The sequence below is a fragment of the Acidaminococcus sp. genome (genome assembly GCA_022482815.1).
Classification (GTDB): Bacteria; Bacillota; Negativicutes; order Acidaminococcales; family Acidaminococcaceae; genus Acidaminococcus.
In genome coordinates this window covers 1861832-1886943 of the sequence record JAKVOM010000001.1, presented here as the reverse complement: position 1 = coordinate 1886943, position 25112 = coordinate 1861832, and the positions used below count along the sequence as shown (strand labels likewise).

Sequence of the window (25112 nt, the reverse complement as noted above, 5' to 3'; positions counted from 1 at the left end):
TCATAGGTTTCATCACTACTATGAGGCAATCCGACTACTGACCCAGCTTTTGCCAACCTCCGTACAGTTAAGTATTTAAGTCAGCATACCACTGTCCCTTGGACTGAGTCAGTTCTCCCAGGTACATGAATAGTGTTTGTGTACTCGCCGTGCACTTAGACCCCGATGGAACTCTGTGCAGTTCTCGCCGCAGTTTCCTGCTAACGAACTGCACGCTGCTGCCTGCGACCGATGATAGGGTATCGGCTTCCATGTTACGGTTAACGAGGCTGATTCTGCTTCACGCCTTGCTCATCGCATTTGGCATTACGGCTCTCACACTCCCTGCCTACGCTTCATGCTCACCTCACGGCTCTGCATGCAAGACTCGGTACCAGCTGCTTGCTGGGCTTTACTGGATTCGGACTTTCACCGAACTACACTATTCACGCCGAACTGGCGCACATCATCCACCGCAAGCGGTTCCCCTTCTTTCGACGCCGCATAGCGGCGTGAAAGAAGACTAACTATCATATGTCAAGTACAATGTCCTGTGAATCGGAGCTAGTATTTATCTGCTTTTGAAGCATTAATTGAGCAGATGTTTTGTATGTATTTCCTGTTGTCTGAAGTGCATAAATTAACCGTACCAACTTTTTGGCTGCATGAGAGATTGCTATGTAGTAATGCTTGCCTTCGTTTAGTTTCTTAGCTAAATATTCCCTGTAGGCTGGTTCGTACCGGCAGACGAATATCGCTGCGTTAAAGAGCGCAAATCGTAGATAACGTGACCCTCTTTTCTCCATGTGGGCGCTTCGACCTATCCCACTTCGGCGTCCTGATTGGTTCCTGGACGGTGCAAGCCCGGCATAAGCTAGAACTTTGTCAGGAGAAGAGAACTTGGAAAAATCCCCGACTTCCGCTAAAATTGCGGCTCCTGTGACGGCACCAATCCCAGGAATTGTAAGTAAAGGTTCCGGATGCTCGCTCAGCAGCTCCTTTTCCTCAGCCTCGATTTTGCGAATTTCTTCATCATAGTCCTCAAGAATCCGGATGTTCGCCCGCAATTCATGTTCATTGCCCAGATTGTTGTGTTTACCGATAGATTTTTTTGCCTCGTCACGAATTTGTTCAGCCAAATCCTCATTTAAGCTGCCTCTGGATGCCTTGTGAATAATGTTTTTCAAGTGTTTCAAGTTGGCGTTTGCCAGCTCCTCGGGAGTAGGATATTCCATGAATATAGCGTGAGCAGTAGCAGAATTCAGGTTCATATATTTTCCTAGTTCAGGGAAGTTGAGAACCACAAGCCGATCCACGTCTTGTTTAATCTTTGTTCTTGCCTGAACCATTCTGAACCGAGATCTGGTAAGTGACATGAGACGTTCATTGTGGTATTCTTTAGGAACGTAGGGTTTGAGATCCAAATCGGACATGAACATACAGGCTATGAAATGAGCATCAATGCGATCGGTTTTAGTTTTGCGAAGGCTATGACTCTTTTTGTATTGATCTGTCATCATGGGATTGAAGACATAAGTTGGTAGCCCGTTATTCAGCAGGAATCTGGTGATATTCTCGCTGTAAGGTCCGGTGGCTTCAAGCCCTACTTTTATGTTTTCTGCCGGTTGTTTGTAAGAGCATATCTGCTTCAGCAGAAAGTCAAAGCCTTCCCAATCATTGGTAATAGTAAATTGCTTGTACCTGGACTTATGCTCTGGGTCAAGAATGCAGCAGTCATGTTTGTCTTTGGACACATCAATTCCAACGTAGATCATAATATAAAACCTCCTAAAAAATATGATGCTGAAACCACAGACTCTCTGCTATGTATCCTTGTTCTATATAAACCGTCTGGCGGTATCTAACTAATTAACATCGCTGCAAAGAGCTGTGGTTGGAGTCTTCTTCAAACCGTTAATCGGTAGGTCCTAAAACCAATCCACAGCATCTTTTACAGTGTAGCACTTTCCCCCAAAAAGAGGGTTAAAGTCCCAATACATATGATACAAGGTCTCTAGTGCCCCGATTGGGGTTTTGGTGTAGATTTAACAGCGTTTCTATCGGACCAATCCCTGTTATCCAACTGAATACCCACCGCAAGCGGTTCCCCCTCTTATTTTTTTGACAAAAAACAAGAGGGCTGCTGCAGCAATTGGGGAATAGTTAGAATTTAACAACGCTCTGTCGGACTAATTCCTGTTATCCTACTGAAGACCCATTTAGGAACGCATGCCCCGATATCACATATGATTTTTTATTTGTTTCTGATGGACTCTGCTGCAAGACAGCCGCAGATGCGCGAAAGGGCGCCGCGGGGCCCAGAAGATGTACACAAATAGTACCTCGATGGGTCACGCAGCGCCCTGACAAAGCAGATGCAGTAGGGAGCCATTGATTCAATGAACGGCTTCAGATACATGCGGATACGTCAGCTACGCAAGAAGACAATCCGGAGGGTTACCGGGTGTAACTCGAGGAATTGTCGACACAGCGTAACTGGCGCAGACACATGTAGATGAAGCTGCGAATGAATCAATGGTTCCCTAATTCTGCAGAGGACAGCTGAAACTTCCTTAGAAAAAGCTCTGCCCCAATAGACGCCCGAGACATGTCGAGGACTCTATTGGGGCAGGTGCCTTTCAGCGACACTTAAAGTTCTTTACCCAACTTTTCCGCTTCTGCGGTGGAATTAGCCATACCACCCCACCTAAACCCATACATGCTGGCAAACCGTTTCATGGTGTATTCCCCGGCTTCGAGCATCCATTTCTGGGGTGCTGCGCCCTGGAAGAGGAAGTAAAGCTTTTTGCCTCTCATGCTGCCGGAAGGCACCGGTCCATAGAAGCGGTCGAGCAGGGTCCTGACTCCGCCGCAGATGTTGTGCCAGTACACGGGAGAACCGATGACAACAATATCGGCTTCTTTGATTTTACTCAGCACTTCATCAAATTGATCACCCGGCAGCTCCTGACCGTAATCATTGATGCGGTAATCAACGAGCATGAGAGTCTCATAATCTTTACTGCCAAAGAGTGTATTGGCAAGTTCAGTCGTATTTCCATTTCTATTTGGACTTCCGTTGATAAATAAATATTTCATGGTAATACCTCCTGTAAATTATAAGCTGTGGCGCTGACGCGCGAAAAGAAAGCTGTGACGCCGTGGCCGCCAAAGGCGGCGGGAAAAAAATAAAGGCGCTTTTGGCATTTGGTTTTTAGCCAGTTTATGGCAGAGTGGTTATTACGCTAGTGCGGGCAGCTGCTTTGGCGGATTCCTGAGGCAGAATGTAAGATGCAGTTAGCTTTTTTAAGTCGCTGTAAACTGCTTGTCAGTTTGCTTTCTCCTGTAGCGACCCACGACCCGCGACCGGCGGCTTTTAACTATGCTTTTCCCAGAATTTTACGGCGCGGTTGATCCAACCGTCGGCTACGGTACCTTTACCGGTGCCGAAGCCATGGGAAAGGCCCGGAAAGACTTCAATTTCCGCATCAATGCCGGCCTTACTGAGCTGCTGCGTCCTGTACTGCATGCCCCGATAGCTTGCGATGCCGTCACTTGTTCCGACGACGCTGTACGTCGGCGGTTCCTTGCCCGTCACTTCCGACAGCCCCGTGTACGCCATGACAATGGCAGCCGGCCGGGGCTTATCCTGCTCTCCGAAGGCAGCCGTGCCGTACATGCCGACCCAGTCGGCCATGCGGGCACCGGCCGAACCGCCCCACAGGGAATAATGGTTCATATCGATGCCAAGCTCTTTTTGATGAGCAAAAAGGAACACAATGGCGCGGGACAAATCCTCACAAGCCAGCTGCGCATCGGGCCGGTAAATCGGGCAGAACGCGTTGTAGCCCAGCTCGGAAAGCGCTAACGCATGAGGAAAGCTGTCATGGATTGCTCCGACATACATGAATCCGCCGCCGGCATTTACAATCGCCGTCTTAGCTCCTTTTTTGCCCCTGAAAAAGACGAGACCTGTATTGCGTTTTTCCGGATCCTGCTGCATTTCCGCCTCATCATACAAAGGATAAATGACCTGCTTGCCTGCGGCAGCATCCTCTTTGAGCCGGTTCAGCACCGCTGTGGTCACATCCGTACGGATATTGGAATACCAGGGCAGGTAATCTCCCATATCAGAAAGCGCTGCACCGGAAGGAATCGTCCTGTAGAGCGGGAAAATCAGTCTGCCCTTTCCCTGAAATACGGGATCGGACGCGACATTCTGGATTTTGGTCTCTGCCATATAAGGATGATTTGCTGAATTCATCGTCGTGTCCTTCTTTCCCTCCTGTGAATTTCCGAAACCCGCAGGCTGCTGGGCGCAGGCAGTGAGGCTAAGCATAAATGTACTTAACATCAAAAGCCTCAAGGCAGCCTTAAAAATCGGTCTTTGAAGAAGCTTCTTCATAAGATTCGATGTCCTTAATCTGTCCATAAAGCATGTCCTTTACTTCGCGGCAGCATCTTTCACCGATATAGATCCGGGAAGGAAGTGTATCCTTTGCCGCCATGTCACAGAGGAAGACAGCCGCTTTCTTCGGATCTCCGCTCTGATTGCTCCGGTTGACATGCAGGAAGTCTCCTGCCTTTCGCACGGCCGTATCGTTATACGCATCAATTTTGAGGGATACATCGTGCATAGAATTTGCTTTGCGGAAATCCGTCCGGAAAGAGCCGGGGCAAACCGCCGCCACATCAATGTGGAATGGGGCCAGTTCCTGACGGAGCACCTCGGAGAGGCCGACAACAGCAAATTTAGCGGCACAATAGGCACTGCTGCCGGCAAATCCCATGACGCCGCCCTGGGAAGATACGTTAAAGATTTTGCCGGACTGCTGTTTTCTCATGATTGGCAGTACTTCCCGGGTCACATTGACAACGCCGAAATAGTCCGTTTCAAAAAGTTTTCGCAGATCTTCATCACTCGTTTCCTCAAACGCACCCGTCATGCCGAAGCCGGCATTATTGACAAGCACATCAATCCGGCCGAAAAATTTGATGCCTTCCTGCACCGCAGCCTTTACTTCTTCCGGCTTTGTGACATCCATCCGAACCGGCAGCACGTCTTTATTTTTGAAGAATGCATCATCTTCCGGAATGTGGCGCAGTCCGGCAATAACAAGATGGCCCCTTTTGACTGCTTCCTCTGCAAAAGCACGGCCGAATCCCCGGCCCGCGCCTGTAATAAACCATACTTCACTCATAAATAACAACCCCCTTGAGACTGATAAAATCAAGCCTTTCGTTCACCTTTACCTGCAGTGTAGCATCCGGTAGTAACTCCCTGTCAATGAAAGAGGATGTGAAGATTTTGTGAAGTTTGGCCCGGCCGAGGCCGGGAAGCCTTGGCGCTTCGCGCGGAAAGAAAGCTGGGAAGCTGTGGCCGCCTTCGGCGACGGGAAAAAAAGAAGCTATCCCTCCACCGCAAGCGGTTTTCCTTAACTTACTTTCCTCCCCCACTTCGTGGTCCTTCCTCCTTCCGAACGGACGGAAAAGAAGCTATCCTCCGCCACTTCGTGGCCCCTCCTCCTTTCGAAGCCGCATGGCGGCTTGAAAGGAGGTCCCAGAGGAATTCCAAACCTTACGGTTTGGCTTAACTTAAGCGACGTCGAAGAGGGTCTCTACTGCCTCAATTGGGGTGTTGGTTTGAATTTTACAGCGTTGCTATCGGGCCAATTCCTGTTGTCCGACTGAATACCCACCGCAAGCGGTCCCTCCCTCTTATTTTTTTACAAAAAACAAGAGGGCTGAGGGCTGGTGCTTTTATTTTCGTTTAGTTCAAAAAGAAAAAGGCATACACTCCATTAAGAAACGTATGCCATGATAACACACCTCTTTTTATTTTCTTTTTGTGAACGGCACAGAAGATGGGTGCAGATGTCAGGGAACCGATGACTAATTCAACGCACCATCTTCATGCATCTGCGCTGATCTCTCGTTGTTGACAAAACTTGACTTACACCCGGTAAATCATCGTTTTGTCGCCTAGAGAGATACAGTGCATCTACATGAATCTGGCACATCTCATTTAGTCATCAGTTCCCTAAAAGGCGGTCGCGGGGCCCAGAAGATGTACACAAATAGTACCTCGATGGGTCACGCGACCGCCTGACACAGCAGGTGCGCCCATATTTCTGCGCCGGGCAAAAAAAGTTTCCTTAGAAAAAGCTCTGGCCCAATAGACGCCCGAGACATGTCGAGGACTCTATTGGGCCAGGTGCCTTTAACTAAAACTTCCAGTTAATTCCCGCACGAATATCGTAAGTTCTGTCAAAATCGTTGCCAAAGTACCTTTCTGCGTCAATATAGAAGTACTGTTCCTTACCAATCTTGCTGCTGTAGCCCAGGCCTACGACACCCCAGGTGCCGCTCTGGTCGCCTTCGCTGAGGTAACGGTCGCTGCCGTAGCGAACGGTGACATCATTACCGTCGAGGAATTCATGGAGCAGCGATGCTTTGAAGTAAATCTTGCTGTCACGGCTGTCGTGGATATCACGGACAATGTCAAAGCCCAGACGCCCGATAAGGCTCCAGTCGTGGTCGCCGTCAACGTGGAGGCCCTGGGAGTCGACATAATCATAGCTGCCCAAATAAGAGAGCTGCAGCTGTGCCTGCGGTACCCAGAACCAGTCTTCATTCATCATAAGCTTATGACCATACTCGGTAGAGAGGTTCCAGACATCCTGGTCATAATCTCCGGAGTACTTTGTACCGACGGAGTGATCATAGGCGTCATACTCGGTCTTTACATGATGGTACTTCAGATAGTTATCCCAGTAAGCGTGGGATGCTTTCTTCCACTCCGGCTTATTGGCAAGTTCCTCAGCGGACGGATAATATTCATGCGTATCGTAGAGGTTGACAGAGAAGTCAAGCACCGTCAAGTCGCCGCCGTAACCCTCGAAGTGGCCTTTCGGTTTGCCGTAAGCTACCGACGCGCTGAAGCGATGTTTCCGTTCGTCATTCTGACGGGAAATCGTCGTCCAGCCCAGTTCGTACGTATTTCCGTCCAGTTCGCCGATGCCGTCGACGCCCAGGTTGCGGTAGCCCAGGCGTACCCAGCCGCCGCGCTTACCGTCATCCGTGAAATATTGGGACTGACCATCACGCTTCGTGAAGGTATCCAGTGTCGTCATGTAGCGCCAGTTAAGGTCGCGGTTCTTTTCCGGCGTCAAAGCACCGTCATTCAATGTTTCCTGCTTGACGAGGTAGATGTTCGTCGAATCATCCAGACCATAAGCCGCATCAAGGGCCGCATCATAGGTATCCGAGCGGTTGGGATCGGAAGATACCGTGCGGTATTCCGTCGTCAGCGTGTCATTGTAGAGACCATTGACAATGACGTAATCATTGCCCAGAAAGCCTCCGCCGGCATCCGACTGCACCGTTGCATAACGGACAGCATCGCCGTCATCCATTTCGCTGTTAAGCTGCTGCAGGTTCTTGACATTCAGCGTCTGATGGTCGCTCGTGCCCGTCGTGGCGTAGAGCATATCACTATGCGTTTTATCCGCATAGGAAAGATCCATATCAAACGTATGGCTTCCCGAAACAGCGCCCGTAATCTGCAGGCTGTCACCGCCATTGACGAAATGGACTGTACCGCCGCTGCCCGTAAGATTTGTCACAGCACTGGAAGTTGTCATCATCCAAAGGGCCGTTCCCGTCATATCAAGGTTTATGACGCCGATTCCATTCGTACTGCCGATGACGCCTGTATCCGCCATCCCGGTCATGACACTGCCGCTTGTCAGCGCCGTATCGATGGTACCGCCATGGTAGTTGTTCTGGTTATCGGCATATTCCCCAGACACATCGTAGGAGAACAGATTACCATTCATGGTCACCGTGCCTGAATCTGTCTGCGGCGCAATCTTGACGCTTCCGCCGCCATGAGCCAGGATGTTGCCTGTAATCTTGCTCGTACCGGCGTAGTTCACAGTCACGGTAGTCGCCACGGGGTCATCTACGGAAGAACTTTCAATCACGGCATCCCCGGAGGAAGACAAATCGGACTGCCCGTTGATTGTTACAGAAGTGTCTGTGTCAGCCGTAAAATAATCACCATAATAATAAGGTTTTGATACGGCCAGAATGGCTCTTTCACCGCCAGAAATCACATTGCTGCCGGAAGCAGTGCTGACTTCAACCGTTCCCTGCTGAGCATAAATGCCGTTCGAACCGCCGGAAATCTGGCTGTTGCCGGAGTCAGTGCTAACTTCGACCGTCCCCTGCTCGGTATAAATGCCATTCGTATCGCCGGAAATCTGATTATTGCCGGAATCACCGCTGACTTCAACTGTTCCCTCCCAGGCATAAATGCCGTTCGAACCGCCGGAAATCTGATTATTGCCGGAATTACTGCTGACTTCAACCGTTCCCTGCCAGACATAAATGCCATCCGACCCGCCGGAAATTTGATTATTGCCGGAATTACTGCTGACTTCAACCGTTCCCTTCCAGGCATAAATGCCATCCGACCCGCCGGAAATTTCGTTACTGCCGGAATTACTGCCGACTTCAACCGTTCCCTTCCAGGCATAAATGCCGTTCACCTCGCCGGAAATCTCATTAGTTCCGGTATCGGACGTTACGGTAACGTCCGTTTTGTCCGCGTTTTCGCTTCTGTTAGCGAAAGAACGAATACCGTCTTGGGATCCGTAGATGGTGTTTTGATTCGTCGCATGGACAGTAACCTTCCCCTTGTCCAGGGCCCAGATTCCTGTGCCACCGTTCAGAGTTCCGTCTGCCTTGATATCGTTATTCAGGCCTTCCAGGGTGACGTTCGCAACATCTCCCCTGTTGCTACCGCAGTAAATACCGGCATAACCATTTTTCGCATACACCGTGTTTTCACCGTTAGGTGCCTGCAGCTCCACATTAGCCCCAAAGGAGGCGTTAATGCCATAAGTAACTGTCTCATATCCGCTTTCTGCTTCGATGCAGTTATTTCCCTCGTCAGCAGTCAGTGTAACAGTACTTTCTATGTTCGTATACTGCGTGCCTCTGCCTCTTGCTGAAATGCCGTACGCAGCAGAGCTGCTCGTTGTACTTACCTGGATTACATTATCTCTGGACGTAGCATGGAGTAAAATATTGCTCTTGCGGCCCGCTTCAATACCGGTAACGGAACCTGTAGAATTATCACCGGTATAGTTTGCGGTTAACCGGTTCTCCTGCCCTGACAGCGTAATGCTGACGTCGGAGTTTGGCTGCGAATTTGGCTGCAAATTTGAATCATATGTACTGAGCCCGATTAGTGTCGTCTCAGCCGTACCTGTTCCGGTGCCTGAAAGAGTCACAAAGTTTCCGCCGTTATCTGCCGTCAGCGATACAGAACTGTTTGCTCCTGTTGCCTTGATGCCATAATTTGCGGGATTTTGACTGGGATTTTCGGCAATCTTGGAGATGGTGACTTCGTTATTGCCGGCTGTGGACGAAACCGCAATTTGGCCGCCCGACTCTGCACTGTACCCCAATGCCTGTGTAAAAGTCACTGAATGATTCAGCGGTTCCGCCATGATTTCAGCTTTCGTGTTTTGTCCGGTAATCGAGATTTGTGCTCCGCCAGTGGCATTGGCAACCATAATTGTGCCCCTATTGTATCCAGAAGTACTGCCACTGCCATCACTGGCATCCTGAATGGCCAGCGTTACGTCACCTGAAGACGATGAAAGGTCAATCTTGCTATTGTCATTTTCAGCGGATAACAGAACCACTCTATTCTTAGAACTGGTAGAACTTCCAAACTTCGGATTTCCCCGCATCGTAATCGAAACGCCGTTCGTTCCGGCAGAAGCAATTGTCTGACCACTATCGCGATTGCTTCGAATCCCATAATATTTCTGGGCTATAAGTGTTCCACCACTGGGCCTGATTGTCGTCACCTTAAGATTCACAGAGTCATAGGGGCTGCTGCTAAACTCGCCAGAGTTGCTAACCGCAGCCTGCGAAACTGCACTACCGTCCAAGTTTTTAGTTTCGTCATAAGAAGCCGCACTGGCCGACCGAATGGTACTGCCCATCCATGAATACGTCAGGATAGGCGTACAAAGTGCCAAAAGAACGAGCCGCGCAAGTCTATTCTGAGCTGATGATGTGAAATTTTGCATAGTAACCTCCCCTTATTCCCAGATTTTTCCCCGAATATCTTTCGTTTTCTTATCACAACAATCCGGGAACTGGCTGCGATAGGAACATTAAATATTCATAAAATTCAGATATTAAATAAAATAATTATCCTTATTCTTAAGTACATTATAGCATGAAGAAAATAAAATGGGAAAGATAGTGAGAAGGCGGTGTAAAGACAAGGGAAAGCCTTGGCGCTGACGCGCGAAAAGAAGAAAACTATCCTCCACCACTTCTACAATCTCCTTCTGACTGCGTGGAAGGAGATTGTAGAAGATAGCCAACCCTTCGGTTTGACAGAATTAAAGCTTTGGTCGCCTTTGGCGACGGGCCTGCGGCAGCATGGAAAAAATAAAATCAAAAAGCGCCTTCAGCTTGTGGCAATTGGCTTTTAGCCAGGTCAGAAAGTAACAGTGGTTAGTACTACAGTGCGGGCAGATTATTGGGCAAAGCCTAAAGCAGATAACAGCAGTTAGCAGATTGCTGAAGTTAGCCGCTCTGCAATAACCAAGCTGCGAAAAAGGCATACACCCCGTCTAGGAACGTATGCTCAATTGACACAAATACTTTTTAATTGTTTCTGATGGATTTGTTGAAACGCCTAAAAAAGCGCTGCCCCGATAGACGTCTGAGGCAAGTTGAGGACTCTATCGGGGCAGATGCTTTTATTCAGTTACACGTGAAATTCACGTCTTACAAATCCGGGGATTTCGACTTCGTGCAGGGTGGCACGAGTTTTAGCCTCGGACTTCGTCATAAGGCCAAGCGTCAGAAGCTTTTCCAGATCATCGATTGTTTTGCAGAATTCCTTCGCAGCTGCGCCATTGATAATCATGATTCATCCTCCCCTTCTACTTTACTCAAAATCAAAAAAGCTCATCGGGTCCCACGCATCCATTTTGGGGACCACACCGATTAAACTGGGAGCGAACAGTCGGAGAAATGTATCTTCCCACTCTTCTCTCTTCTTCACTACCGCCTTGCTCATTTTACTGTCCGTTCTCATTTTAATCCCTCCTTTGCGTTCGGTATCTCCGAACAATTTTTATTATACTCATATTTTTATTCATGAAAAGTAAGACACATATTGTTCACATTTAAGGGTATTGTCGACCGTTAAATTGTAACTATTTTTATGTTATTTATGAATTTTTATGTTGAGTAATCTTAAAATGAGGAAAACTTTGTTTCTATAGGTCTGATTTTACCGTTGATTTTTTAATAAAAAAGCAGATAGCAGTTAGCAGACGGTAGATAGCAGCCGATAGTTTTAATAGTGCGGTCAAATTTCAGCTGCCCATTTTTTATTTTTCGTTAGTAATTAATGTTCGTTATATATCGAACGATTTCATAAAAATGACTGTGCAGGATGATTGCTCAATCTGCACAGTCACTATTTAGAAGTTAAATTTTATTTTTTAGGCACATTCTTTGCAATCAAGTCAATGAAGACCAAATCTTCAGTACCATTGTTGCGCAGGGCATGGCTTTCGCCCGGGCCTGCGATGGTAACGGACTGCGGACCTACTTCCGTTTCCTTACCATTGGAGTCTGTGAATACACCCTTACCGGAAATGATGATGTAGGTATCATCATTGTCGATGTGTTTATGCATACCGATGGAATCGCCCGGTTTCAGCGTCATCCAGCCGATTTCCTTGATAGCCTGGTCATCCGTAGCAGCTTCGCGGCGGAAGGCGAAACGGCCGTACAGCGTGCCAACGCCCTTGCCGGCGCCTGCCTTTTCGACGTCTTTTTCAAACTGAGCGGACACAGGGAAGCACTGCGTCGTTTCTTCTTTCGTAATCTTTTCGAGATCAGCGTTATCGTTCTTTGCGATGATATCGAGGAACTTCAGGTCTTCCTTGCCGAGATTAGCCAGACCGTGAGCCTGACCCGGGCGGGCAATCGTCATATCGCCGGGTCCTACGACCCAGGCATTGCCATTGCCGTCGGTGAAAATGCCTTTACCGGAAATAATCAGGTACGCATCTTCATTATCCTTATGTGCGTGATTGCCGATAAATGTACCCGTCTTCAGCGTCATCCAGCCAATTTCCTTGATAGCATCACTGGACAGCGCCTGTTCGCGGCGGAACGCAAAATCCCCGTGCAGCGTTCCCATACCGCCGCCGGCACCATTGACATCCTTTACAAAGAGCTCCTCAGCCGTATAGCACTGACCGTGCTTTTCCGGTACCAGCTGAGCCGGGGCCGGCTTTGCGAGCGCGGTACCTGCTCCCAGGATGGATGCTGCCAGACAAAACGCGACAAATTTACTTTTCATACTTTTTCTCCTCCTTCACGCAAATGATGAAACTTATTCATACACTTTCATTGTAAAGTGATAATTCATAAAATTCAAGGTATATTAGTCGACTAATAGTGGCTAGTGGATGGTGGCTAGGGGTTAGTACTGTAGTGCGAGCAGATAGTTGGGTAAAACATGAGGCAGATAGCAGTTAGCCGTTAGCAGATAGCTGCCGTTTGCTGAAAAGCGCATTTGGCCCCGGCCAGCGGCGAAGTGGTTAGGGGTTAGACGATAGTGGTTAGTACCGTAGTGCGGGCAGATAGTTGGGTAAAACATGAGGCAGATAGCTGATGGCAGTTAGCATTTAGCTGCAGTTTGCTGAAAAGGCGCATTTGGCCCCGGCCAGCGGCGAAGTGGTTAGGGGTTAGACGATAGTGGTTAGTACCGTAGTGCGGGCAGATTGTTGGGTAAAGCATGAGGCAGATAGCTGATGGCAGATGGCAGTTAGCAGTTGGCTGCAGTTAGCTGGATAAAAGGCGCTTTTAGCATATAGCTTTTGGCCACCGCCTTCGGCAGAGTGGTACGGCCTAACGGCCGGAATGAATAAATCATCTTTAGCTCGGAAGTAAGATACTGATTTTATAAGTGTCGCCGTGACAGTTTTGGATTCTTTTGTCTCTATATCCAACTAACTTTGAGTCAAAAATGCCGCCTCACGAGTATGGGGCGGCATTCCTCGACAAGGGGTCAGTTCATAACAGAAAATATTCTTCAATCCACGTTCCACTTGAGTGTAACGACAAGTTTATTATATCACATTTGTCTTGTTATTAAATTTCATCTACGCCACATGCGTGGGGCGACATGCAAGCGGCCATAAAACAAAATGTTTTGGATATCCTTCAATCCACGCCCCTCTCAAGTGGAGTGACTTTCGCCTCCGGCGACATCTGCCAGATCCGTACCGCCTTCAATCCACGCCCCACTAGCGTGAGGCTACTATACGTTGATATGCCAATGGCTATGAAAATCTGCCTTCAATCCACACCCCACTCACGTGGGGCGACGGTCTCCGATTTCCATATTGATATTGAGACCCGTCCTTCAATCCACGCCCCACATGCGTGGGGCGACATCCGGAATTGACAATATATTTAAGGGTATCAATCCTTCAATCCACACTTCACATGTGTGGGGAGACACACCGCCAAGGGCGCAAAGCGCCGACAAAGTCGCCTTCAATCCACGCCCCACTCGCGTGGGGCGACGCAGTCACGCAAGAGGCGAGCCTTATTTATAATGCCTTCAATCCACGCCCCACTCGCGTGGGTCGACTAACTAATTAGAGGACAACTTAAGAAGGGACTTGACCTTCAATCCACGCCCCACATGCGTGGGGCAACAGTACTCGTAACCGCCCGTCGGACCCGCGGTGCTCCTTCAATCCACGCCCCACTCGCGTGGGGCGACTATTATGGTTTTAAAAGAGTATCTTAACTGTTGATCCTTCAAGCCACGCCTACTCACGTTGGGCGACAATAGCAGTATCAATATTAATTCCTTGGGCGAAATTCTTCAATCCACGCCCCACTCGCATGGGGCGACGAGACGGTTCTTTGCATAGATAATATTATCCATCCTTCAATCCACGCCCCTCACGTGCTGCATGATGATGTTGCAGTCCGTGCATTTTCAATCCACGCCCCACATGTGTGGGGCGACGTTAGAGCAACAGATACGACGATTGCGGTTTATACCCTTCAATCCACGCCCCACTCGCGTAGGGCGACCACGAACACGGAAGTACATGCCAGCGTCTTTTGCTGCCTTCAATCCGCGCCCCACTCGCGTGGGGCGACGACCCAAAAACAGGGATGCATCCTGCTATCACAACCTTCAATCCACGCCCCACTCGCGTGGGGCGACTGGGTCAGGGCCGGATTAAGGCCGTATTCAAAATCCCTTCAATCCACGCCCCACTCGCGTGGGGCGACCATACTCGTTTGTTTCATAGCCGCCGAGTTTTCCCCTTCAATCCACGCCCCACTCGCGTGGGGCGACGGGAACACGCTTTTCAGTGCGTCAATCGCTTCTCTCCTTCAATCCACGCCCCACTCGCGTGGGGCGACGGTAATGCGCCAGCGCTTCTACAAATTCATCCGGCCTTCAATCCACGCCCCACTCGCGTGGGGCGACGCGGAATCAGTGCGGAGGTGGAGCGGCAGCGCAACCTTCAATCCACGCCCCACTCGCGTGGGGCGACCGCTGTACCCGACGTCCGCTAGTCCTTGCCAACGGCCTTCAATCCACGCCCCACTCGCGTGGGGCGACCTCATTGATTGATGATTATGCAGGTGACAATGAACCTTCAATCCACGCCCCACTCGCGTGGGGCGACGAAATTCCTTCAATGTCCTAAGCCATTTAAGAGTGCCTTCAATCCACGCCCCACTCGCGTGGGGCGACCGTTTCTGGCCTTTAGCTTTTCAGCCTCAAACAGCCTTCAATCCACGCCCCACTCGCGTGGGGCGACCGGCGCAGGACCTTAATCTTGAATTTCCAATTAGCCTTCAATCCACGCCCCACTCGCGTGGGGCGACGAGGCTTGCCAGAGCCGACTTCCACTTCAAACCGCCTTCAATCCACGCCCCACTCGCGTGGGGCGACGAGGCTTGCCAGAGCCGACTTCCACTTCAAACCGCCTTCAATCCACGCCCCACTCGCGTGGGGCGACTTAAACTCGTCCCATACGTCAAATTTGCTAGGTCACCTTCAATCCACGCCCCACTCGCGTGGGGCGACGGAAGTCGGCGATTTAGTAACGCTAACCGATGACCTTCAATCCACGCCCCACTCGCGTGGGGCGACGACCGGTGGATACGACACAAAGTTTACTTTTTAACCTTCAATCCACGCCCCACTCGCGTGGGGCGACAGTAACGCTTATCCCTAAATGGCCTGATAAAGATCCTTCAATCCACGCCCCACTCGCGTGGGGCGACGACCACAACAGCATTTTGGACCGGAATCATGATGCCTTCAATCCACGCCCCACTCGCGTGGGGCGACCGGAACGACTTCTACATCCAGAGCACGCCTAATTGCCTTCAATCCACGCCCCACTCGCGTGGGGCGACCCGGAACGACTTCTACATCCAGAGCACGCCTAATTGCCTTCAATCCACGCCCCACTCGCGTGGGGCGACGAAAATGGCTAGCGACGAGGAAAAGACTCATCACCTTCAATCCACGCCCCACTCGCGTGGGGCGACCTTTTTAAAAAATTCGTGATACAATAAAGACAACCCTTCAATCCACGCCCCACTCGCGTGGGGCGACTGTATACGATGACTGCATCCACAATGGCGAATCTCCTTCAATCCACGCCCCACTCGCGTGGGGCGACAAGTACGCACTTTTGCTTCCGGCACTCAGGGACTTCCTTCAATCCACGCCCCACTCGCGTGGGGCGACTTTCTTCTGTCATGATGTCTCGCCTCACTTAATCTCCTTCAATCCACGCCCCACTCGCGTGGGGCGACGAGGAGGCCCGGTGTTATGGACAGCATAAGTAAGCCTTCAATCCACGCCCCACTCGCGTGGGGCGACATCTACTTGCTTTAACACTACATTAGGCACGTTAAACCTTCAATCCACGCCCCACTCGCGTGGGGCGACAGTAGAAGTACAGCGGACTAATACAAACCTTTCCCCTTCAATCCACGCCCCACTCGCGTGGGGCGACATCATGAAATTTGAATTTGCAGGCAAGACGTACCGCCTTCAATCCACGCCCCACTCGCGTGGGGCGACTTTACCTCTCTCCATTGTTAAGAGGAGTATACGACCCTTCAATCCACGCCCCACTCGCGTGGGGCGACAACAATGACGACGTCTTCCGCCAATCTTAATTGTCCTTCAATCCACGCCCCACTCGCGTGGGGCGACAATATCAGGGACGCGGCGAAGGCTTAGGCGTATGGCCTTCAATCCACGCCCCACTCGCGTGGGGCGACCTCACGCTCTTACAGCGCATTGACGGCTACACCGCCTTCAATCCACGCCCCACTCGCGTGGGGCGACGGCGGTCCTGAAGATGCCGGAGACAGTAAGGAAATCCTTCAATCCACGCCCCACTCGCGTGGGGCGACGTAATCACTACCATACTTGCCATACTTGCCTAACCTTCAATCCACGCCCCACTCGCGTGGGGCGACCGCCCTCCTTCCCAGTCCTGCAGGGTGCGTTTTGCCTTCAATCCACGCCCCACTCGCGTGGGGCGACCTCCCCTGGAGTTACTACATCGCCGCAGCCGTCGATCCTTCAATCCACGCCCCACTCGCGTGGGGCGACCTATATCGGTAAGCATTTCTTTTCGTTCGGCAACCCCTTCAATCCACGCCCCACTCGCGTGGGGCGACCTCCGCGGCATCTATCTTGACGGCGCAGTCTTAGATCCTTCAATCCACGCCCCACTCGCGTGGGGCGACAAATGGGGAAAAAGATCCTTTCGGTTGCCGAACGCCTTCAATCCACGCCCCACTCGCGTGGGGCGACCTCCCCTGGAGTTACTACATCGCCGCAGCCGTCGATCCTTCAATCCACGCCCCACTCGCGTGGGGCGACTCTTGCAAATTTCTAACTTGTCGGGACGCAAAACACCTTCAATCCACGCCCCACTCGCGTGGGGCGACAGGGATTATGAGCTGCCGTACATCGGCCAGTTTCCTTCAATCCACGCCCCACTCGCGTGGGGCGACCAGACCGTGAGACCATTGCCGGCGCTGCACAGGCCTTCAATCCACGCCCCACTCGCGTGGGGCGACGGAAACGCAACCAAAGAAACGGTAAAAATTTTTCCTTCAATCCACGCCCCACTCGCGTGGGGCGACATTATTGTACCGGCGGATAGTGATACAGAAGATCCTTCAATCCACGCCCCACTCGCGTGGGGCGACATCATCATCGGATAATCCGCTCTCTTCCGGTGTGGCCTTCAATCCACGCCCCACTCGCGTGGGGCGACGAACGAAAGGAAATGCTTACCGATATAGCAGTGAGCCTTCAATCCACGCCCCACTCGCGTGGGGCGACTCATGTCCGTCACGGTCCTAGGTGTTAATGATCCCCTTCAATCCACGCCCCACTCGCGTGGGGCGACTTGACGGGGCTGTGATGGACGAGTACGGGCAAATCCTTCAATCCACGCCCCACTCGCGTGGGGCGACGTAGCCGATTCCGGACCATCCCTGCGCCTGATGACCTTCAATCCACGCCCCACTCGCGTGGGGCGACACGACACTACCGACATGATCGTGATACACCACACAGGCCTTCAATCCACGCCCCACTCGCGTGGGGCGACCTTGACGGCGCTGTGATGGACGAGTACGGGAACATCCTTCAATCCACGCCCCACTCGCGTGGGGCGACGCTTGTTGGCCCAAATTCACGGATAGCGTGGGACACCCTTCAATCCACGCCCCACTCGCGTGGGGCGACATTAAGGTGTTCCCGGGCGGGCATTTACCTGTCAACCTTCAATCCACGCCCCACTCGCGTGGGGCGACCTGGCCGTTGGAAGATTTTTATTATAACGACTATATCCTTCAATCCACGCCCCACTCGCGTGGGGCGACAGAGAAGCACAGAAAAAAGCAATAGAAGATTTTACCTTCAATCCACGCCCCACTCGCGTGGGGCGACATGAGTTAAAAAAACTACATCTAAAGGACAAGCAGCCTTCAATCCACGCCCCACTCGCGTGGGGCGACATGGTGACAATGATCATGTAGTGATCTACGACGGTCCTTCAATCCACGCCCCACTCGCGTGGGGCGACGACGAAAGAACTGACAGCATTGAAAGCAACCTCGATCCTTCAATCCACGCCCCACTCGCGTGGGGCGACGCGGCGTTAAGGCGTCGTATGTTGTGATTGTAACCGCCTTCAATCCACGCCCCACTCGCGTGGGGCGACCAACGGCTACGACCGCCTGCTGTATCGTATCACCCCTTCAATCCACGCCCCACTCGCGTGGGGCGACATTTTCGTATCACCTCCTTGTTGTGTCTTTTAGGACACCTTCAATCCACGCCCCACTCGCGTGGGGCGACTCAGGCGGCCAGCGCATTGCAGGACGCCGGATTTCCTTCAATCCACGCCCCACTCGCGTGGGGCGACTGTTTATCGGTCGTCCCGGTTTTCATCAGCTCCTGCCTTCAATCCACGCCCCACTCGCGTGGGGCGACGCACACACGGGAAACGCGGTTCGAAGACCTGAAACCTTCAATCCACGCCCCACTCGCGTGGGGCGACCTAAAAGCAGGGGCCGCAAGGCCCCTCCCATTATATCCTTCAATCCACGCCCCACTCGCGTGGGGCGACGTCCCGGAGGCCATGATATTACAGTGCTTTGTCACCTTCAATCCACGCCCCACTCGCGTGGGGCGACCATCGTTACCAAGGTTGTTGTCACATCCGGAAAGGCCTTCAATCCACGCCCCACTCGCGTGGGGCGACTCAATGTGCTGTCTAATCTCATCGGTTTCATTGTCCTTCAATCCACGCCCCACTCGCGTGGGGCGACCGTTTCCGGCTTCCCGGTCCCGGTTGCTTTCATGCCTTCAATCCACGCCCCACTCGCGTGGGGCGACTGCATTTTGACCTTAGTGACCTGACGAAGCTGAGTCCTTCAATCCACGCCCCACTCGCGTGGGGCGACAAGAGCTGGACCCGGACTACGACGTCCCAAGTTGCCTTCAATCCACGCCCCACTCGCGTGGGGCGACTGCTCTGGAACGGCAGCCGTTTTCCGGCTACACTCCTTCAATCCACGCCCCACTCGCGTGGGGCGACTGACGGCGCTGTGATGGACGAGTACGGGAACATGCGGCCTTCAATCCACGCCCCACTCGCGTGGGGCGACACGTTGTTCAGTTTCCCCAGGATTTCCTCATAGCTCACCTTCAATCCACGCCCCACTCGCGTGGGGCGACCGGAGTGTCCGGTGAAAGGCGACGTTGCCGACTACCTGCCTTCAATCCACGCCCCACTCGCGTGGGGCGACGATTGAAGCAAGCGGGGCAGAACTCATTATTGGCCCTTCAATCCACGCCCCACTCGCGTGGGGCGACTAAACAATTACGTCCGGCGGGGTCTGCCTGACAATCCTTCAATCCACGCCCCACTCGCGTGGGGCGACATGATTACCAGGATGTTTTCCAGGTCAATTTTCTCCCTTCAATCCACGCCCCACTCGCGTGGGGCGACTGTTTTCAATGGTGTGAGAGTCTGACACGACCACCTTCAATCCACGCCCCACTCGCGTGGGGCGACAGGGTCAGGCCTGCCTTGCTGGCCACCGTGGAGACCTTCAATCCACGCCCCACTCGCGTGGGGCGACCGACCGGCGATGCCCTGGTGAACGCGATACAGCACCTTCAATCCACGCCCCACTCGCGTGGGGCGACCGGCGGTGTCGGTGAGACCCGCAAAATCCATAAAGCCTTCAATCCACGCCCCACTCGCGTGGGGCGACGTCATCGGAGTACCGCAAATGATGCCCGCTACTCTGCCTTCAATCCACGCCCCACTCGCGTGGGGCGACTGTAAGCGCTGGGGATAGCTTTCATAATCTTGATCATCCTTCAATCCACGCCCCACTCGCGTGGGGCGACGACCTCAACCATAGTGCGCCACCTCAGTCATCAACCTTCAATCCACGCCCCACTCGCGTGGGGCGACAGTATGTCGAGTTCCTGAAAGAGCACTTCGAAGCCTTCAATCCACGCCCCACTCGCGTGGGGCGACAACCCATTGACCCGGAACTCTATTCCGAAATCCAGCCTTCAATCCACGCCCCACTCGCGTGGGGCGACGGAATCACCGAGTGTATGGCTTTCAAGTGCGACAGCCTTCAATCCACGCCCCACTCGCGTGGGGCGACTGAAACATACGAATTTTGTGGGATACCTTTCACCCTTCAATCCACGCCCCACTCGCGTGGGGCGACGTTCCCTTGTGGCCAGATATTTTTTACCAATCCGCCTTCAATCCACGCCCCACTCGCGTGGGGCGACCGGAACGAACCATAAAAAATGGCTGAGCCTGGAGAACCTTCAATCCACGCCCCACTCGCGTGGGGCGACAAAAATTTCCCCCTGTTGGAACATATTTCTCAGATCCTTCAATCCACGCCCCACTCGCGTGGGGCGACTTTCGCCTCCTTTCACGTTAATCACACCCCTTCTGCCTTCAATCCACGCCCCACTCGCGTGGGGCGACGTTGCAACGATTTATTTCCTCCCTAATCAACCTTTTTCACCTTCAATCCACGCCCCACTCGCGTGGGGCGACTGTCATCTCCAATGACGGCATCTATCAGCCTTGTGACCTTCAATCCACGCCCCACTCGCGTGGGGCGACGAAAAAAAAGCCTGTACTTATGATTTGTCGCACCTTCAATCCACGCCCCACTCGCGTGGGGCGACCCGTACCGACTGAAAATCGGGAGCACTGGAAACCGCCTTCAATCCACGCCCCACTCGCGTGGGGCGACATGGTAAGGTTGCCGAATTTTACGCAGACAGAAAAACCTTCAATCCACGCCCCACTCGCGTGGGGCGACAGCATTACGGCACGTTGGGGCCGGAATACATCAACCTTCAATCCACGCCCCACTCGCGTGGGGCGACTTCAACGGCTATGACCGATTGTTATACCGCATTACCCCTTCAATCCACGCCCCACTCGCGTGGGGCGACTAATTACTATACGGTTTAAACGTTAAAAGGAGGATCCTTCAATCCACGCCCCACTCGCGTGGGGCGACTGCCGGTTTTCAACAACGCAGGTTATAAAGAGATCCCTTCAATCCACGCCCCACTCGCGTGGGGCGACTTGCCTTGCGATGTGGTGACTGGATCGCCGACGATCCTTCAATCCACGCCCCACTCGCGTGGGGCGACGAAATTTGAGGTCCCGGCCCTGAAAAAGCTGAAAGCCTTCAATCCACGCCCCACTCGCGTGGGGCGACCCGTAAGGGGGTGCAAAATGGTGGAATTTTGTAGCCTTCAATCCACGCCCCACTCGCGTGGGGCGACCGCAGCCTGGCGCCGCCCGTGCTGATTATTGTGGACCCTTCAATCCACGCCCCACTCGCGTGGGGCGACGCAAGGATATTCACAAGGCCATTAAATGCCTGGAACCTTCAATCCACGCCCCACTCGCGTGGGGCGACGGATAACGACGGGGGGGATAAAGACCGGGAACAGCCTTCAATCCACGCCCCACTCGCGTGGGGCGACGCCGGTTTTCAACAACGCAGGTTATAAAGAGATCCCTTCAATCCACGCCCCACTCGCGTGGGGCGACTAAAAGCAGGGGCCGCAAGGCCCCTCCCATTATATCCTTCAATCCACGCCCCACTCGCGTGGGGCGACATGAAAGCGCTTGAAGAAGAAGGGGAACACATTCCTTCAATCCACGCCCCACTCGCGTGGGGCGACAGCCCACTACCATGGCTGTTTCGGCGATAACGGCAACCTTCAATCCACGCCCCACTCGCGTGGGGCGACTTGTTTGCCACAGCCTTCGTGGCCAGGTTATACAACCTTCAATCCACGCCCCACTCGCGTGGGGCGACTTCATCAAGTCCACGATTTCCATGCTTGACGCCATTCCTTCAATCCACGCCCCACTCGCGTGGGGCGACCAAAGATCATGCTGCCTGGCTGGCCGCCAGAAGTCCTTCAATCCACGCCCCACTCGCGTGGGGCGACTTCCACCGTTTCAGGCATGATCGGGAGCGTCATACCTTCAATCCACGCCCCACTCGCGTGGGGCGACTCAAGACGTCCAGGATATAAGGAGGATGCAGCATCCTTCAATCCACGCCCCACTCGCGTGGGGCGACATGTACGGGGTTCGGGTGCCATCCGGATTGATTCTCCTTCAATCCACGCCCCACTCGCGTGGGGCGACATAAGAGCCAGGCTGGCCGGGCAACCATCGACAGCCTTCAATCCACGCCCCACTCGCGTGGGGCGACATGCCGGCGCATGGGCACAGTGCCAGCTGTAGTACCCTTCAATCCACGCCCCACTCGCGTGGGGCGACCAGGATTGATTTTGCGTTCTTTCGACCGATAAAAACCTTCAATCCACGCCCCACTCGCGTGGGGCGACTCATGCAGTCCAGAGATTCCAGATCCTACGAAATGCCTTCAATCCACGCCCCACTCGCGTGGGGCGACTTCCACCTCCATTATATCACGGAGGGTTAAAAATGCCTTCAATCCACGCCCCACTCGCGTGGGGCGACGGCCTTCAACAAGATGCTAACGCCAGCTGAGAACCTTCAATCCACGCCCCACTCGCGTGGGGCGACCCGAAGAAATACATTCCTGAGAGATCATCCAGGTTCCTTCAATCCACGCCCCACTCGCGTGGGGCGACAGGCTTCATCGGGAAGAGCCTGGTGGATGAAGATCCTTCAATCCACGCCCCACTCGCGTGGGGCGACAGCACTCAACGACATGTACCACCGTTTCCAGGACCTTCAATCCACGCCCCACTCGCGTGGGGCGACCTACGAGCAAGTCATCAGCACGTACGTCACGAAGCAGCCTTCAATCCACGCCCCACTCGCGTGGGGCGACGCCTGCCTGTTCCAGGTCCCCGGACCACTCATAACCTTCAATCCACGCCCCACTCGCGTGGGGCGACCGGATGCTCAGGTCTCCGGCCTGGTCTTTCAGTTTCCTTCAATCCACGCCCCACTCGCGTGGGGCGACCAAAGTCGGGAGCTATTACAGCCCGTTCCTTAAACCTTCAATCCACGCCCCACTCGCGTGGGGCGACGCCGCCTGTTGATGCGATAGTGATTGTATGAGCATGGCCTTCAATCCACGCCCCACTCGCGTGGGGCGACGTCTTCTTTCCCTTCATCTGCATAAAAATAGCCCCTTCAATCCACGCCCCACTCGCGTGGGGCGACCGGTTTGCAGGAAATTGTAATCCTGGGCAGGGAACCTTCAATCCACGCCCCACTCGCGTGGGGCGACAAGGACCTGAACCGAAAAACAACTTTGACATCACCCTTCAATCCACGCCCCACTCGCGTGGGGCGACACGGCAGCGGCGATGTGTATTTCAGTTTGACTCTCCTTCAATCCACGCCCCACTCGCGTGGGGCGACGGCAAGCGTGCCCTTGGCCTGTATAAGAGTATGGTCCTTCAATCCACGCCCCACTCGCGTGGGGCGACCAGAGACTGCAAGCCAGAGCCTCCCGACGTTTACTCCTTCAATCCACGCCCCACTCGCGTGGGGCGACTGATCACTCATGTCAGCGTCACCGTCCCGACCACAGCCTTCAATCCACGCCCCACTCGCGTGGGGCGACTTTTCCTGTTCGATTTCTTTCAGCATAAAAGCCCCCTTCAATCCACGCCCCACTCGCGTGGGGCGACGGATATGGGCGGGGAAGCTAGCCACAAGCTGACGCCTTCAATCCACGCCCCACTCGCGTGGGGCGACCTTCGGTGCCGGACATTACCTGCTGAGCGTTCATACCTTCAATCCACGCCCCACTCGCGTGGGGCGACGGTAAACTTCTGCGTTAAAAATTAACCAGTTCTCCTTCAATCCACGCCCCACTCGCGTGGGGCGACGGCGACGCCCTGACGACCGGAAATTCCGTTGAGTACCCTTCAATCCACGCCCCACTCGCGTGGGGCGACTCATTACTGTATGAACCGGATCCGGATATCGCCAAACCTTCAATCCACGCCCCACTCGCGTGGGGCGACTCCACCTCCATTATATCACGGAGGGTTAAAAATGCCTTCAATCCACGCCCCACTCGCGTGGGGCGACTGCATTACGAAGATACCAGCTAGAACTTGCAAACCTTCAATCCACGCCCCACTCGCGTGGGGCGACTCGCACTGCGTAATCTTAACGTGTTCCGGCTTGTCCCTTCAATCCACGCCCCACTCGCGTGGGGCGACACCATCCTGGCATCTAAAAAATATGCACCGCACGTCCTTCAATCCACGCCCCACTCGCGTGGGGCGACGAGATTGGCAAGCGCATCGTCAGCATGGGATATACCTTCAATCCACGCCCCACTCGCGTGGGGCGACCGCTGCCAAAGCCCAGCTGGCACGGCTGAAAGATCCTTCAATCCACGCCCCACTCGCGTGGGGCGACACATGGCCGTGTGGGGATGGGGTGGAGATTTTTTCCTTCAATCCACGCCCCACTCGCGTGGGGCGACTGATCCAGTTGGACGGATCCACGACTTCTTCCTTACCTTCAATCCACGCCCCACTCGCGTGGGGCGACTTACAGTGAACTGCGTGACAATTATCCTGATATGACCTTCAATCCACGCCCCACTCGCGTGGGGCGACCAAAGTGCGGAGCTTTATAATTGCGATTATAAACCTTCAATCCACGCCCCACTCGCGTGGGGCGACCAGACTACTGGTACATTGCCGTTCTGCTTGGAGCCTTCAATCCACGCCCCACTCGCGTGGGGCGACAGGGTAAGGGAAATCCAGGATGCCTCTACAAAGATTCCTTCAATCCACGCCCCACTCGCGTGGGGCGACCGAGTTTACCGTCAAAACCCAACTGAAGCAGTACCCTTCAATCCACGCCCCACTCGCGTGGGGCGACCTGCCGAATTTCAAAATCATGGACAACCAGTACGCCTTCAATCCACGCCCCACTCGCGTGGGGCGACCA

9 protein-coding genes and 1 CRISPR repeat array (1 of these 10 cut by a window edge) are annotated in these 25112 nt (G+C 53.3%); all 9 genes read right to left on the bottom strand.

The features are described 5' to 3' along the window. Nucleotides 1–509: 509 nt before the first annotated feature. On the bottom strand, nt 510–1754 hold the full coding sequence (locus LKE33_08135) for an IS110 family transposase (GenBank protein MCH3950884.1): 1245 nt from the start codon (nt 1752–1754) through the stop codon (nt 510–512). A gap of 874 nt (nt 1755–2628) precedes the next feature. After that, nucleotides 2629–3078, bottom strand: a complete 450-nt coding sequence (locus tag LKE33_08130; GenBank protein MCH3950883.1) for an NAD(P)H-dependent oxidoreductase — start codon at nt 3076–3078, stop codon at nt 2629–2631. 277 nt (nt 3079–3355) lie between these two features. Next, nucleotides 3356–4243: an alpha/beta hydrolase gene (locus LKE33_08125; protein MCH3950882.1), complete on the bottom strand. Its 888-nt coding sequence runs from the start codon at nt 4241–4243 to the stop codon at nt 3356–3358. Nucleotides 4244–4352: 109 nt separating this feature from the next. Then, nucleotides 4353–5180, bottom strand: a complete 828-nt coding sequence (locus tag LKE33_08120) for an SDR family oxidoreductase (protein ID MCH3950881.1) — start codon at nt 5178–5180, stop codon at nt 4353–4355. Further along, a complete protein-coding gene (locus LKE33_08115) occupies nt 5173–5436 on the bottom strand; it encodes a hypothetical protein (GenBank protein MCH3950880.1) in 264 nt (87 codons plus the stop codon). Before LKE33_08115 ends, LKE33_08120 begins: the two co-directional genes overlap by 8 nt. A 767-nt stretch (nt 5437–6203) precedes the next feature. Continuing rightward, nucleotides 6204–10088 (bottom strand): autotransporter outer membrane beta-barrel domain-containing protein, encoded by a 3885-nt coding sequence (locus LKE33_08110; GenBank protein MCH3950879.1) that lies wholly within the window; start codon nt 10086–10088, stop codon nt 6204–6206. Nucleotides 10089–10780: 692 nt separating this feature from the next. Then, nucleotides 10781–10942, bottom strand: coding sequence for a hypothetical protein (locus LKE33_08105; GenBank protein ID MCH3950878.1), 162 nt, complete (start codon nt 10940–10942; stop codon nt 10781–10783). A 21-nt stretch (nt 10943–10963) separates the two neighbouring features. After that, nucleotides 10964–11113, bottom strand: coding sequence for a hypothetical protein (locus tag LKE33_08100; GenBank protein ID MCH3950877.1), 150 nt, complete (start codon nt 11111–11113; stop codon nt 10964–10966). A 405-nt stretch (nt 11114–11518) separates the two neighbouring features. Beyond that, complete coding sequence (locus LKE33_08095; protein ID MCH3950876.1) at nt 11519–12394, bottom strand: cupin domain-containing protein; 876 nt, start codon at nt 12392–12394, stop codon at nt 11519–11521. A gap of 1653 nt (nt 12395–14047) precedes the next feature. Then, nucleotides 14048–25112: a CRISPR direct-repeat array (repeat unit 33 nt; unit sequence CCTTCAATCCACGCCCCACTCGCGTGGGGCGAC) (it continues 1962 nt past the right edge of the window).

What these genes read in the sequence shown, in the direction of transcription:
- LKE33_08120 (MCH3950881.1), bottom strand. Translation starts at nt 5,180, where the DNA reads ATGAGTGAAGTATGGTTTATTACAGGCGCGGGCCGGGGATTCGGCCGT.
- LKE33_08100 (MCH3950877.1), bottom strand. Translation starts at nt 11,113, where the DNA reads ATGAGAACGGACAGTAAAATGAGCAAGGCGGTAGTGAAGAAGAGAGAA.
- LKE33_08135 (MCH3950884.1), bottom strand. Translation starts at nt 1,754, where the DNA reads ATGATCTACGTTGGAATTGATGTGTCCAAAGACAAACATGACTGCTGC.
- LKE33_08130 (MCH3950883.1), bottom strand. Translation starts at nt 3,078, where the DNA reads ATGAAATATTTATTTATCAACGGAAGTCCAAATAGAAATGGAAATACG.
- LKE33_08095 (MCH3950876.1), bottom strand. Translation starts at nt 12,394, where the DNA reads ATGAAAAGTAAATTTGTCGCGTTTTGTCTGGCAGCATCCATCCTGGGA.
- LKE33_08105 (MCH3950878.1), bottom strand. Translation starts at nt 10,942, where the DNA reads ATGATTATCAATGGCGCAGCTGCGAAGGAATTCTGCAAAACAATCGAT.
- LKE33_08110 (MCH3950879.1), bottom strand. Translation starts at nt 10,088, where the DNA reads ATGCAAAATTTCACATCATCAGCTCAGAATAGACTTGCGCGGCTCGTT.
- LKE33_08125 (MCH3950882.1), bottom strand. Translation starts at nt 4,243, where the DNA reads ATGAATTCAGCAAATCATCCTTATATGGCAGAGACCAAAATCCAGAAT.